Consider the following 13,090-nt stretch of genomic DNA (forward strand, 5'->3'; position numbering starts at 1 on the left):
TTCGCTAAGTAAGTGGCATTGGCCATGGACCCGGCGCCCAGCACACCACGGCGCCCTGGCGAGGCCGCCTCGCCTGCTCGTGCGCCGCCCGCTCGACCGACGGGCAGGCCATCACACCTCCGATCTCTCGCGGGTCGAAGGGCGGTCGTCACACGCTTCGGCGACGGCTGGTCGTGATCACCGAGCTGGCCGTTCTCGTGCTGTTGCTGTCCGCCTCGGCCGCGCACGCGGAGACCACGCAGGTCCTCGCGCTGGCCGGGTCTGTCGATCAGGTGCTGACCAACATCCGCAACTGGGTGATGGGCATCCTCGCCGGTTTGGCCACCGTCTTTTTGAGCATCGGCGGGGTCCGCTACGTGATGGGCGGCGGTGACCCCGGCGAGGTCGAGAAGGCCAAGACGAGCTTCAAGGCCGCTGGGATGGGTTACGCGTTGGCCGCGCTCGCACCGCTGGTCGTCACCGTGCTCCAGGGCATCGTGGGGGCCTGAGCGATGTCCGCGATCAAGCACCCCCGCCACCAGACACCCGTCCCATGGACTGTCCGCCGCCCGCGCGCCGACGAGCCCGCCTCGGCCCGTCCGGCGGCGGGCACCAACGCCGACCGCGAACAGCTCGCGCCCCCGTCCGCGAGCACCACCGGCCGCGGCGGTGGCCGCCCGCGCCGCCGGCTGGCACGGGTCGCGAAGTGGCTGCCGCGCATGACGCGAGGCCGGGCGCTGGCGCTGCTGGCGTTGAGCCTGGTGGTCCTGCTGGGCGGCGTGCTCGTGGTCAACGCCGCCGCCGCGCCCCCAGCTCCGGCCGCGCAACCCGCGCCCGCGCCGCCGCCCCTGCCGTTGCCGACGGTCGACTCGTGCACGCCGTCCTCGCCGCTGCCGATCTGTCACCTTCCCACCAGCGCCCTCTCGCCCACCACGCCGGCGTGCACCGGCGTGGGCTGCATCCCGCAGCCCAGCACCTCCGCGCCCCCGGCCAGCGGATCGAGCACCGGGCAACCCGGCGGCGACAGCGGCGACGGTGACGCGGACTGCGGGTTCACCAACATCGGCGGCTGCGTCACCAACGCCATCAACGGCTTCTTCCGGGGCATCGTCACCGCCGCGCTCAACCCGCTGCTGGACCTGTTGTCCAGGACGCTGCTGACGACGCCGACGCTGGACTCGCTGCCGCGTGTGGGGGAGCTGTGGGACAACTCCTGGCAGATCCTGCTGGCTTCCTACGCCCTGCTGATCCTGATCGCCGGGATCCTGGTGATGGGCTACGAGACGGTGCAGACCCGGCACTCGGTCAAGGAGATCGCGCCGCGGATCGTGGTCGGGTTCCTCGCCGGAGCGTTGAGCCTGTGGGTGGCGACCCAGGGCATCCAGATCGCCAACGGCCTCGCCCAGGCCGTCATGGGTGGCGGACTGGACGCCAGCTCGGCCGGCGACACATTGAAGAGCCTCGTCCTCGGGTCGCTCAACGGCGGGATCTTCATCATTTTCGTCGGCCTGCTCCTGGCCGGGATGTTGGTCGTCCTGCTGGTCACCTACATCGTCCGGGTCGCGCTCACGGTCATCCTGATCGCGGGGGCGCCGTTGGCGTTGATGTTCCACGCGTTGCCGCAGACCGAGGGCATCGCGAAGTGGTGGTGGAAGGCGTTCGGTGGCTGCCTGGCCATCCAGGTCGGCCAGTCGCTGACGCTGATCACCGCGATGAGGGTGTTCCTCGCGCCCGGCGGGTTCACGATGTTCGGCCCGACGTGGAGCGGGTTGGTCAACCTGCTGGTCGCGCTCGCGTTGATGTACATCCTGTTCAAGATCCCGTTCTGGATCCTGGGGTCGCTGCGCGGCGGTGGCGGCCGGTCGTTGGCCGGGTCGCTGGTGCGTGGGTTCCTGGCGTACAAGACCTTCGGCCTACTCGGCGGCGGTCGCGGCGGTGGTCGCGGTCCGCGTCCTTCCGGTGGCGGCCGGAGCGGCACCGACAGCGGCGGCGGGAGCACGAATCCCTATGCCAACCCGACCACCACATCCAGTGGTCAGTACGTGTTGCCGCTGACCGGCCTCACGCGCGGCAAACTGCCCAGGCCGCCGCACCAGCGCTATCCCGCTCGGGCAACGAAGAACCCTTTCGGTCCTCGGCACTCGCCTGGTGGGGTGCAGTTGTCGCTGCCGTTGGGGGATGACTGGCCGGAGAACAAACCGGTCCTCGGGCGCGACGGGCAGTACCGGCTCCCGCTGGACGTCCAGCGGGTCACGCCGACCCCGCCCCCGGCCTCACCCCAGCCGCGACCCAGCGGCGGCCGTCGCCGCGGGCAGCAACTGCAGTTCGAGTTCGACCCGTACTGGGGCAACCGGCCGACCAGCTCGGGCCAGTACCCGCTGCCGCTGGGCGTGACCCGCACACCGCGCCCGGCCGGCCCACCACCACCGGCGACACCACCGTCCCGACCTCGGCCGAGCGGCACGCAGTTGAAGTTGCCGTTCGACCCCTACAAGGGCAACCGGCCCACCCGATCCGGGCAATACCCGCTGCCGCTAGACGGCGTCCACCGAGTCCCACCGGCCGCACCCGCGTCGCCACCACCGGCCCCGCCACCACGGCCCGCAGCACGTGGTGGACGGCAGCTCCGGCTCCCGCTGGACCTCCCGAAACCCCCGCGACCCACCCCGTCGCCGAAACCCACGACCGGAGGAACGCCATGAGCACGCCCGACTACAGCCCGGACGGTCTGACCGTTGAGGACATCACCGCCCTGCAACAAGAGTTCACCGAGGAACTGCGCCGCGAGGGCCACCTCCCGCCGCCGCGCCGCCACCGGCCCCGCCGCAGTGGCACGTGGCCGCGCGGCGCGCGCGGCCCGTCCGCGCCCACCTCCCGACGCCCCGCGACCGGCCCCGACCACAAACGAGGCGAGGACCAATGAGTGCCTACGACACCCGCACAGCCGGGTCCTATGCCGTGCGCATCCCGGCCGACGTCGACATGCGTGACCGGGTCCTGGGGCCGTTGACCGCGCGGCAGTTGGCGATCCTCGGCGTGACCGGACTGGTGCTCTACGCCGCCTGGGCCGCCACCCGCGCGTTCCTGCCGATCCCGGTGTTCTTCGCGCTGGCCATCCCTGTCGGCGCGGCTGCTGCGATCCTCGCGCTGGGCCAACGCGACGGGATCTCGATGGACCGGATGCTGGTGGCCGCGATCCGCCAGCGCGTCGCGCCACGCCACCGGGTCTCCGCCCCGGAGGGAGTGCGGCCCGCCCCTGCCTGGCTGACCAACCAGACCGCCGCGACCAGCACTGGGCGCGGCGGCAAGGGCAACGGCACCGCGCCGCCGGTGCGGGAGCAGATCTCGCCCTCGGCACTACGGCTGCCCGCCGAGGCGATCACCGACACCGGCGTCGTCGACCTCGGCGACGACGGCTTGGCCGTCGTCGCTGTCGCCTCCACGGTGAACTTCGCGCTACGCACACCCGCCGAGCAGGAAGCGCTCGTCGCCAGCTTCGGCCGGTACCTGCACAGCCTGACCGCCCCAGTACAGATCCTCGTTCGGACCGAACGCCTCGACCTGTCCGGGCAGATCAACGAATTGCTCGCGAGGGCCGGTGGCCTGCCGCACCCGGCGCTGGAGGCCGCCGCCCTCGAACACGCCGACTACCTCGCCCAACTCGGGGAGCAGACCGACCTGCTGCGCCGGCAGGTGCTGCTGGTCCTGCGCGAGCCGATGGGCGCCACCACCGCCCCGACCGACGGCCTCGGCGGCCCGTCCCCCCTCGCCGTGCTGACCGCGCTGGCCCGCGGTAAACGGCGCACGAACACCGACACCGGCCGGGTCAGCGCCGGGGTGCGGCGGGCGGCGGAGTCGCGGTTGGTGCGCCGCCTCGGTGAGGCCGTCGAACTGCTGGCACCGGCCGGGATCGTGGTGACCCCCCTTGATGCCGGACAGGCCACCAGCGTCCTGGCCAGTGCCTGCAACCCCGACACGTTCCTGCCGCCCTCAGCCGGGCTGGCTGGGGCCGACGAGGTCATCACCACCACCGGCGGCGGTGACCTGAGCGACGACGACCTCGCCGTCACCAGGTTCTGGCACGCCGATCACGGCGCCGACGGCCGCGCCGAGCCCGACCCGGACGCCGACATCGACGACTGGGACTACGAGGACAACGACGAAGACGACGAGGACGACAGGAGGCGGTCGTGATGACCACCCGAGCACGAACCCGGCGCGGCCAGCGCCGCCGCAGCACCCGGCCCGCCTCCCGCGCCGCCGCGTTCACCCCCGACGCCCTCTCTGTCGGTGCACGCCACCTGGAAGTCGGCAACGAGTGGGTGTCCTCGTTCGCCGTGACCGGATTCCCCAGGGAGGTGCACCCCGGTTGGCTCGCCCCGCTGCTGACCTACCCGGGCCGCCTCGATGTCGCGCTGCACGTCGGGCCGATCGACCCGGCCACCGCGGCCGCCAGGCTCAAGAAGCAGCTCGCCAAACTCGAGTCCGGGCGCCGGCACACCGCCGAGCACGGCCGCCTGTACGACCCGCAGGTCGAGGCCGCCACCGAAGACGCCTACGACCTGTCCTCTCGCGTCGCGCGGGGCGAAGGAAAGCTGTTCCGAGTCGGTCTCTACCTCACGATCCACGCCCCGACCGAGCGGGCGTTGCACGACGAAGTGGGCGCGCTGCGGTCCCTATCCGCGAGCCTGTTGCTGGACGCGAAGCACACCACCTATCGGTCGCTGCAGGGCTGGGTGTCGTGCCTGCCAATGGGCCTGGACCTCATCGGGATGCGCCGCACATTCGACACCAGCGCGTTGTCGGCGGCGTTCCCGTTCACCTCGCCCGACTTGCCCGCGGCCGACCCGACCTCGGTCGCCGCACCCTCCGGAGTGCTCTACGGCTACAACGTCGGCTCCCAGGGACTGGTGCACTGGGACCGATTCGGCGAGGGAATGCACAACCACAACTCCGTCATCCTCGGCCGCTCCGGCGCGGGCAAGAGCTACCTGGTCAAGCTCGAACTCCTGCGCAGCTTGTACCGGGGCATCGAGATCGCGGTCGTGGACCCGGAGGACGAGTACGCCCGGCTGGCCGCCGCGGTCGGCGGCACCTACGTCCACCTCGGCGCGGCGGGGGTGCGGCTCAACCCGTTCGACTTGCCCATCCACCGCACCGACGACGGCCGCCGCACCGCCCCGAAAGACGCCCTCGTGCGCCGGTCGCTGTTCCTGCACACCGTCGTCGCCGTCCTCGTCGGCGGCGAGCTGGACTCCGCCGAGCGGGCCGCGCTGGACCGCGCCATCGCCGCCACCTACCAGGCTGTCGGGATCACCGCCGACGCCCGCACCTGGACCCGCCCCTCACCCACGTTGCGGACCTTGCGCGACCAACTCGCCACCGCCGGCCACGCCGGCGACCGAGCCGCAACCGAGCTCGCCGCGAAGTTGCACCCCTACGTCGAGGGCGCGTTCAAGCAACTGTTCGACGGACAGACCACGACCAATCCCGACGGGCACTTGATCGTGTTCAGCCTGCGGGACCTGCCCGACGAACTGAAGCCAATCGGCACCCTGCTCACCTTGGACGCGGTGTGGCGGCGCGTGTCCAACCCGGCGATCCGCCGCCCGCGTCTGGTCGTCGTGGACGAGGCGTGGCTGCTGATGAAACAGCCCTCCGGCGCGGAGTTCCTGTTCCGCATGGCCAAAGCCTCCCGCAAACACTGGGCAGGGCTGACCGTCGCTACCCAGGACACCGCCGACGTTCTCGGCAGCGACCTCGGGAAAGCCGTCGTCGCGAACGCGGCGACCCAGATCCTGCTCCGCCAGGCCTCCCAAGCCATCGACGAGATCACCCAGACCTTCGACCTGTCGGCCGGGGAACGTCAGTTCCTGCTGTCAGCCGACCAGGGACAGGGACTGCTCTCGGCAGGAACCCAGCACGTGGCGTTCCAATCGATCGCGTCGCCAACCGAGCATCTTCTCGTCACGAGCAGCCCCGCCGAACTCGCCGAATACGCCGAGACGGCTGACACCAGCGATGCCGAGCACGAGCAATCCTACGTCGATCTGGGCTTCGCCGACGACACGCCCCAGGCCAGTGACGGCGACGAGTTCGGGTCCTCCGACCCCGACGACCACATCGAACTCGACGCCGCCTGACACCACCACCCCGCGCTGCCGGGTCTCAATTCCTGTTCTGGTGAAAGGACTTTCGCAATGATCGCTGTGATACCTGCTGCTCTCATCCACCCGCTCGCCACCGCCCCCGCGCCGGGCACCGGGCCACAGCCGACCGGCCTGTCCGGTAGCTGGCTCGGCCAGTACCTCCGCGATCCGCTGGGCACCCTGCACGCGCTGCTGACCCCGATCGGGCAGTGGCTTGCCCTCTGGTGGCCCACCGTGTCGGTGTCCGCCGCCTTCGCCGTACTCGTGGTGATCTCGCAGCGGCGGTGGCTGGCCGGGCGCCGCCATGCCGCCCTGCTCGCCGACGCCCGCCAGATCACCGTGCTCGCCCCGCCCACCGTCGACCCCGCGGGCGGGGCCGCACTGTGGTCCAACCTCGTCGGGTTGCTGCGCCCCGCGTGGCGCCGCGCTCTGGTCGGTCAGCCGCACGTCGCGTGCGAGTACGTGTTCTCCGAGGCAGGGGTCGCCATCCAGCTATGGGTGCCCGGCGTCATCCCACCCGGCCTGGTCGAGCGTGCCGTGGAGGCCGCCTGGCCGGGCACGCACACCCGCGTCGGCGCGGCCGAGCCGCCGCTGCCGCCGCACGGTGACGGGCAGCGGCGGCTGGTCGTCGGCGGTGAACTCCGCCTCGCCCGCAGCGAGGCACTACCGATCCGCACCGACTTCGACGCCGACCCGATCCGCGCCCTCATCGGCGCGCCCGTCGGCTTGGGGCGCGAGGAGTACGCCTGTGTGCAGATCCTGGCCCGCCCGGTCACCGGCCACCGCGTCGCGAAGGCACGCCGGTCGGCGCGGCGGGTGCACACCGGCGGCTCCACCCACCTGGTCGGCCGGCTGCTCGACCTCATCACGCCCGGCGTCAAGTCCGGCCGCACCCGACACGCCACCACGTCCGGGCAGTTGCACAGCGACCCGCAGACCTCGCTGGAATACGGAGCGCAGAACCGCGCCATCGTCACCAAACAACGCGGCAGCCAGTTCGAGACGATCATCCGCTACGCCGTGGCCACCCTCCTACCCGCCGACGCAGGCGACCGCGAGGTCCGCACCGCCCGCGACGTCGCCCGCGGCCGAGCACACGCCCTCGCGGCCAGCTTCGCCTCCTACACCGAACACAACCGCTACGGCCGCACACGCCTCCGCCACCCCGGCACCGTGATCGACGAACGCCGCCTCGGTCGAGGAGATCTACTGTCGGTGCCGGAACTGGCGGCACTGGCGCACTTGCCCGTCGATGAGTCGATCCCTGGTGTTCAGCGTGCTGGTGCCCGCGCGATCTCGCCGCCTCCGGGCATCGCGACTCCTGGCCCGCAGGCCAAGCCGCTCGGGATCACCGACACCGGACACGAGCGGCCGGTCGCGCTGCGGGTGCCCGACGCCCGACACCATCTGCACGTCATCGGCGCCACCGGCTCCGGCAAGTCCACTCTGCTGGGCAACATGATCCTGGCCGACGCCGAGGCCGGGCGCGGCATCGTGCTGATCGACCCCAAGGGCGACCTGGTCACTGACGTCCTGTCCCGCCTGCCGCGCTCGGCGGCGGACCGGGTCGTGCTGTTCGACGCCGACAGCCGCAGCCGTCCGCCGTGCCTGAATCCACTGGACGGCGGGGAGACCGACCTGACCGTCGACAACCTCGTGTCCGTGTTTCGGCGGGTGTACTCGGCGTTCTGGGGGCCGCGCACCGACGACGTCATGCGCGCCGCGTGCCTGACGCTGCGCACCCAGGAAGGCGTCGCGACCCTGGCCGACCTGCCCAAGCTGCTCATCGATGAGGCGTTCCGCTCACGGGTCACCGCCGGAGTCACCGACCCGGTCCTGCGCGGCTTTTGGACCTGGTACGAGGAACTGACCGACTCCAGCCGCAGCCAGGTCATCAGCCCGTTGATGAACAAGCTGCGCGCGTTTCTGCTGCGGCCCTTCGTCCGGGACGCCATCGCGGGCGGTCATTCCACAGTGGACATGAGTGAAGTGCTCGATGGTGGTATCTGCCTTGTCCGTATCCCCAAGGGAAGTCTCGGGGAGGAAACCACCCGACTGGTCGGGTCGCTGGTAGTCGCGCGCACGTGGCAGGCCACCACCGGGCGCGCGCGAACCCCGCAACGCAGGCGCAAAGACGCCTCACTGGTCATCGACGAGTGTCACAATTTCTTGAACTTGCCCTATCCGATCGAGGACATGCTGGCTGAGGCACGGGGTTTCCGGGTCGCGATGACACTGGCCCACCAACACCTCGGGCAGCTTCCCCGCGAACTGCGGGAGGGCATGTCGACCAACGCCCGCAGCAAGGTCTTCTTCAACGCCAGCCCAGAAGACTCCCGCGAGCTCTCCCGACACACCGCACCCAGGTTGTCCGATCACGACCTCGCGCACCTCGGCGTCTACCACGCCGCCGTCCGCCTGGTTCTCAACGGGGAAGAGGCGCAGCCGTTCACTATGCGCACCCAACCGCTCCCGCGCGCGATCCCCGGCAGGGCACGAGAGATCCGCGCTGTGGTCCGGTGCGCGCTGCGCACCCGCACGGCCGCCCCAACCACGACCAACGGCGGCTCGTCCTCGCGGCCGTTACAGAAGCCCACCACAGGGTCACGGCCCGCGAACCACGACCGCGCGACCGGGCCGGTGGTTCGGCCGCACCGCACCGACCCGCGCCGCCACGGCTGACCGCCGCGACCACGACAACCCAACTCCCGCACTATCGGTGCCTGAATTGACTGGTGAAGCGACGGTATTCGAGACCGGCGGTATTCACGGCTTCAAGTCTGGCGAGTTCGGTCGGTACGTGCGGAGTCCATGCTGCCCGTCCGCACGCCAACTGGTCCGTCAGTCCTGTGGCGGTGGGATAGGCGCGGGTCTACGGCGATGCGGCCGCATTCCAGGCGTCGGTGACACACAGTTCGCGGTAATCCCACCAGCCTTCGCGCGTGCCCTCGTCCAGCAACCGTCGGACGGCAGCCAGATCAGCGTCCGGCGGAACATCCAGCACTGCGATCCAGAACATCCCAGCACCAGTAACTCCCAAGGGAGCGAACTTGTCCAAGACGATGTTGTCACGCTCGTTGAGTGGTTGAAGCGGACCGTCCGACGTGGCGCCAACGTAGATGGCGCACCATCCGGATGCCTCCAGCTTCTCCTCTACCCACAGGTCACCGTTCACGTCTGGCCGAACTCGAAAGATGTCGCCTTTGGCGGCGTTGAAAGCGCCCCATGGCGCACGAAGCAACCGAATCCTGTCGACCGACAGCGCCTCTGCGGCCATGTCCATACTCGTGACTGGGCCACCTGACGTGCGGAACCCTACCTGCACCCAGCCGGGCGGCAGGACCATCGGTACGCGACTCCTTGAGGCCACGTCGCAAGCATTCCCGCCTCATCCGCGCTGGGCACCGATGTTCGCTCACAGCCAAGAAGCCAGCACACCGCCACGGTGTCCGGTAACCACTCGCGAGTCGAGAACCGCCCGTCACCACCACCCTCGGACGGCATCTGCTGGCGGTGCTCGGCTTCGGTCTGGAAGGTGACGGGCAGTCTCGACTTTTCCGTCGGGATGTCGAGCTTGGCCATGATGCGGCGGGCGATCACCCAGCGCAGGAAGCGGATGACGTCGCGGCGCTGGGTCGGGTTGTCGTGCAACCCACTGTCGAGCTGTTGTTGAGTGAGCTGACCCAATGGGGTCGCAATGGACTCCGGCCAGCCGAGAAACCCTACGGCGGTGCGGATGTCGCTGCGATCGGCCGCAGCGGCGCCTTCGGCGTAGCGGCCGTGCGCGGCTACAACCTGCTCTGCCCGCTTGGCCAGCAAAGACGGCAGTCACAGCGATCTGCCCAATGTTGTAACCAATGCAATTCCACCTATTTAACCGGAGGTCGTCGCGATCATGATCACCAACCCCACCAGGCAGCGATCCCTTCGCGGCCACAAACCCACCCGCCCGACCCCGCGCTCGGCCAACACCGCCGACCACCAAGGCTTGCTCGCCTGGCGACTGACCCCGCGGGATCGGTGGATCATCCGCATGATCCACGAGCACCGCGTGCTCACCGCCCACCAGGTCACCGCACTGGCCTTCCCCTCGTTCCGCTCGGGCCGGATGCGGCTGCGGGAGCTGTTCCAGTGGGGCGTGCTCGACCGCTTCCAACCGTTCGTCACTGTCGGCACGGCGCCGATGCACTACGTGCTCGCCCCCGCCGGGGCTGCGGTGCTGGCCGCCGAGGACGGCCTGGACGTCAAGGACCTCGGCTACCGGCACGACCGGGCCTTCGGCATCGCCCACAGCCTGCGCCTGGCCCACACCGTCGGGGTCAACGAGTGGTTCACCGCCCTGATCGACCACGCCCGCCACCCCGACCCTGACGAGCACACCACGCTGGACGCCTGGTGGGCCGAGGCCCGATGCGCCCGACACTTCGGCGACTTGATCAAACCCGACGCCTACGGACGCTGGAGCAGCCAGGGCCACACCGTCGAATTCTTCCTCGAATACGACTTCGGCACCGAGGTCCTGGGCAAACTCACCGGCAAGCTCACCGGCTACGCGGCGCTGGCCGCGGCAACCGGTATCACCACGCCGCTGCTGGTGTGGCTGCCCACCTCGCGGCGCGAGGCCACCGCCCGCCAGCTGCTACACAAGGCGTGGCGTGACCTCGACGACCCGGACTCGGTGCCGGTGGCCACCGCCACGGCCGAACTGCTCAACCCCACCGCGCCGCACCCGAGTCCCGCCGACGAGGTCTGGCTCCCGCTGGACAACCACGGCGCGACCCCCGTTCGGCGAGGTCTGCACCAGTTGCTGGCCGCGTGGCCGCACGTCCCGCCGCCGGTCACCGACCCCGACGACGAACAGGACGGCGCGGACTCGCCGGCGCTGATGGCCCCGGCGCCCGCGCCGATGCCGCCGGCCACCTCGCGCGGGCCGAGCACGGGCAGGCGGTGAGACGGGGATGGACGCGCGAGACTTCGCGATCTTCTACCCACGACTGGCCGCCGAACTGCGGCGGATCGAGGTCGACGCGATGCCGGGCTGGGTCGACACCCCGCGAGGGCTGCGCCCGGCAGGGCATGTGTTGCCGGAGGTCGCCTTCGCCACCGTGCTGTTCACGGTGGTCACCGTGTGGCTGGTGATCGGCCTGACCCGCTGGGACTGGGCCGCGTGGGCGTGGATCCCCGCGACGGTGTGCGGGCTGCTCGTCCTTCGCGGGACCGGTAGGACCGTGCGGTGCGCTCGCACCCAGTTCACCTATTGGCGGGAGGGCAGGCGATGATCGCGAAGGTCGGCGTGGCCGCGATCGGCGTGATCATCCTCATTCCGTTGTTGATCGCCGCCGGGGTGTCCGGGGCGATCTCGGCGGTGTTCGGCGGCGGCGGCAGCCAGCCCAGCCAGAGCGCACTGGCCGACATCCCACCGGACTACCTCGCCTTGTACCGGCCGGCGGCCGGGGTGTGTCCAGGGTTGGACTGGTCGATCCTCGCCGCCATCGGCAAGATCGAGACCGACCACGGCCGGTCCACACTGCCGGGCGTGTCCAGCGGTGCCAACGCTTTTGGGGCCGGTGGGCCAATGCAGTTCCTGCAAGGCAGCTTCGACAGTGTCGTGGCACGACACCCGCTCCCGGCGGGTGGGGCCAGCCCGCCGTCGCGGTACACCCCACACGACGCGATCTACGCCGCCGCCTACTACCTGTGCGACAACGGAGCCGGACGCGGGGACCTGCACTCGGCGATCTTCGCCTACAACCACGCGGAGTGGTACGTGCGGGACGTGTTGGACCAGGCCAAGAAGTACTGTGAAACGGCGTCGAACGCTTCAGTAGCGTGCCCTACTTTTCAGTCAACGCTTCAGTCGAGCGGTGAACATTTCAGTAGCAGAGCACTGGTGGCCGTCCGGTTCGCGTGCGCACAGTTGGGCAAGCCGTATGTCTGGGGCGGAAACGGCGACCCGGGCTTCGACTGCTCAGGGCTGCCCAAGGCCGCCTACGCCGCCGCCGGGATCGATCTACCGAGAACCGCGCAGACGCAGTACGACGCCGGGCCTCGGCTGCCTGCGAGCGCTTCCCCGTTGCCGGGGGACTTGCTCTTCTTCGGCACGCCCAACGACATCCACCATGTCGGTATCTCGTTGGGAGGCAAGCTGATCGTCAACGCGCCAATCTTTGGACAACCGGTACAAGTGGAGGACTATCGCAGCTTCGGCGACTATGCGGGTGCGTCTCGCCCCGCTGGAGTCGTTGCAGGGTAAAGAGATTAGTTGCGCCGGCAACGTCACGCGGACGAATTGAGGCATCTTGCCAGTGGAGCGCAGGGGCGGCAAGGAGCCACACCGGCCAGGTCACGCGAAGGGATGGCTTTGCCCATCCCGCGTGCGTTCAGCAGGGTTGACGGCGATGTCTGAGCCATCGGAGGCGCGTGAAAGGAGCCCCGGATGCACAGTGGCGCGCGACGGCTACCTTCGGTGGTGCTGCCCGCTGATGGCGAGTCGCTCAGCTCCTGGGTGGATCGGGCGGCTGCTGATTACGGCACCTCCACAGGGAACGCGGCGCGGTGGCTGGGGCTCGACTGCCGGGTTGGCGCGGGTGGCAGCACGCTACGCCCACGTTTTTACGGAATCGCGTTAACACCGAGCAGCACCGCGGGGTTGACCGCCGCAACCGGCATGCCATCAGCGGCCTTCGAGTCGATGTGTTTGTCCCGATTTACCGACACCGCATTGGATTTCACCGCCTTGGATATCCAGGACGAGCGCTCGCTGCGGCCGGTTGCGGCCCGGGAGTGGGCGTTTGTTCACCTCCACCCGCGCCTGTCCGCGCTGCCTGGCTGAGTCTGGCGGGATATGGCAATTGTGGTGGCGGCTGGGGATCGCGGCGGCGTGTATCCGGCACCAGATGCTGCTTGTGGACGACTGCCCGACATGTGCCTTGCCACTGCGACGTGGCCACACCAACCGAGGC

12 protein-coding genes are annotated in these 13,090 nt (G+C 70.0%); 10 read left to right on the plus strand and 2 right to left on the minus strand.

Annotation, left to right across the window (positions count from 1 at the left end; all coding sequences use genetic code 11):
- The first annotated feature begins 176 nt into the window (after window positions 1-176).
- From F0L68_RS33215 to F0L68_RS33240, 6 genes are read left to right on the plus strand one after another with little or no spacing between them, the layout of a single operon-like run.
- Window positions 177-488 (plus strand): pilin, encoded by a 312-nt coding sequence (locus tag F0L68_RS33215; protein WP_188316962.1) that lies wholly within the window; start codon window positions 177-179, stop codon window positions 486-488.
- Window positions 489-491: 3 nt separating this feature from the next.
- Complete coding sequence (locus F0L68_RS33220) at window positions 492-2,681, plus strand: TrbL/VirB6 family protein (RefSeq protein ID WP_223199350.1); 2,190 nt, start codon at window positions 492-494, stop codon at window positions 2,679-2,681.
- Window positions 2,678-2,902 carry a hypothetical protein gene (locus tag F0L68_RS33225; protein WP_149853844.1) on the plus strand — a complete coding sequence of 75 codons (225 nt, stop codon included), beginning with the start codon at window positions 2,678-2,680 and terminating at the stop codon, window positions 2,900-2,902. Before F0L68_RS33220 ends, F0L68_RS33225 begins: the two co-directional genes overlap by 4 nt.
- A gap of 59 nt (window positions 2,903-2,961) precedes the next feature.
- Window positions 2,962-4,173 (plus strand): PrgI family protein, encoded by a 1,212-nt coding sequence (locus tag F0L68_RS33230; protein ID WP_240543024.1) that lies wholly within the window; start codon window positions 2,962-2,964, stop codon window positions 4,171-4,173.
- Window positions 4,173-6,122, plus strand: coding sequence for a VirB4 family type IV secretion system protein (locus tag F0L68_RS33235; protein WP_149853846.1), 1,950 nt, complete (start codon window positions 4,173-4,175; stop codon window positions 6,120-6,122). The genes F0L68_RS33230 and F0L68_RS33235 overlap by 1 nt, the downstream gene beginning before the upstream one ends.
- 57 nt (window positions 6,123-6,179) lie before the next feature.
- Complete coding sequence (locus F0L68_RS33240; RefSeq protein ID WP_149853847.1) at window positions 6,180-8,810, plus strand: type IV secretory system conjugative DNA transfer family protein; 2,631 nt, start codon at window positions 6,180-6,182, stop codon at window positions 8,808-8,810.
- A 190-nt stretch (window positions 8,811-9,000) separates the two neighbouring features.
- Here F0L68_RS33240 and F0L68_RS33245 read toward each other — a convergent pair whose 3' ends face one another.
- Together F0L68_RS33245 and F0L68_RS33250 are read right to left on the minus strand one after the other, a co-directional pair.
- Complete coding sequence (locus F0L68_RS33245; RefSeq protein WP_223199351.1) at window positions 9,001-9,405, minus strand: DUF4265 domain-containing protein; 405 nt, start codon at window positions 9,403-9,405, stop codon at window positions 9,001-9,003.
- A gap of 38 nt (window positions 9,406-9,443) precedes the next feature.
- Entirely contained in the window at window positions 9,444-9,947 is a 504-nt protein-coding gene (locus tag F0L68_RS33250; RefSeq protein WP_149853849.1) for a hypothetical protein, read from the minus strand.
- A gap of 76 nt (window positions 9,948-10,023) precedes the next feature.
- Between F0L68_RS33250 and F0L68_RS33255 the strand changes: the two genes are divergently transcribed.
- The 4 genes from F0L68_RS33255 (at window position 10,024) to F0L68_RS33270 (ending at window position 12,960) form a co-directional block, all read left to right on the plus strand.
- Entirely contained in the window at window positions 10,024-11,079 is a 1,056-nt protein-coding gene (locus F0L68_RS33255; protein ID WP_149853850.1) for a replication-relaxation family protein, read from the plus strand.
- 7 nt (window positions 11,080-11,086) lie between these two features.
- Window positions 11,087-11,407 (plus strand): hypothetical protein, encoded by a 321-nt coding sequence (locus F0L68_RS33260; protein ID WP_149853851.1) that lies wholly within the window; start codon window positions 11,087-11,089, stop codon window positions 11,405-11,407.
- Window positions 11,404-12,381: a C40 family peptidase gene (locus F0L68_RS33265; RefSeq protein WP_149853852.1), complete on the plus strand. Its 978-nt coding sequence runs from the start codon at window positions 11,404-11,406 to the stop codon at window positions 12,379-12,381. The genes F0L68_RS33260 and F0L68_RS33265 overlap by 4 nt, the downstream gene beginning before the upstream one ends.
- A gap of 183 nt (window positions 12,382-12,564) precedes the next feature.
- On the plus strand, window positions 12,565-12,960 hold the full coding sequence (locus tag F0L68_RS33270) for a TniQ family protein (protein ID WP_149853853.1): 396 nt from the start codon (window positions 12,565-12,567) through the stop codon (window positions 12,958-12,960).
- Window positions 12,961-13,090 lie beyond the last annotated feature (130 nt).

It is taken from the genome of Solihabitans fulvus, from assembly GCF_008386585.1.
GTDB classification, from domain to species: Bacteria; Actinomycetota; Actinomycetes; order Mycobacteriales; family Pseudonocardiaceae; genus Solihabitans; species Solihabitans fulvus.

Bases quoted from the DNA above. Each gene is read 5' to 3' on its own strand.
- F0L68_RS33230 (WP_240543024.1), top strand. From the start codon at position 2,962: ATGCGTGACCGGGTCCTGGGGCCGTTGACCGCGCGGCAGTTGGCGATC.
- F0L68_RS33255 (WP_149853850.1), top strand. From the start codon at position 10,024: ATGATCACCAACCCCACCAGGCAGCGATCCCTTCGCGGCCACAAACCC.
- F0L68_RS33270 (WP_149853853.1), top strand. From the start codon at position 12,565: ATGCACAGTGGCGCGCGACGGCTACCTTCGGTGGTGCTGCCCGCTGAT.
- F0L68_RS33245 (WP_223199351.1), bottom strand. From the start codon at position 9,405: ATGGCCGCAGAGGCGCTGTCGGTCGACAGGATTCGGTTGCTTCGTGCG.
- F0L68_RS33260 (WP_149853851.1), top strand. From the start codon at position 11,087: ATGGACGCGCGAGACTTCGCGATCTTCTACCCACGACTGGCCGCCGAA.
- F0L68_RS33225 (WP_149853844.1), top strand. From the start codon at position 2,678: ATGAGCACGCCCGACTACAGCCCGGACGGTCTGACCGTTGAGGACATC.
- F0L68_RS33240 (WP_149853847.1), top strand. From the start codon at position 6,180: ATGATCGCTGTGATACCTGCTGCTCTCATCCACCCGCTCGCCACCGCC.
- F0L68_RS33265 (WP_149853852.1), top strand. From the start codon at position 11,404: ATGATCGCGAAGGTCGGCGTGGCCGCGATCGGCGTGATCATCCTCATT.
- F0L68_RS33220 (WP_223199350.1), top strand. From the start codon at position 492: ATGTCCGCGATCAAGCACCCCCGCCACCAGACACCCGTCCCATGGACT.
- F0L68_RS33235 (WP_149853846.1), top strand. From the start codon at position 4,173: ATGACCACCCGAGCACGAACCCGGCGCGGCCAGCGCCGCCGCAGCACC.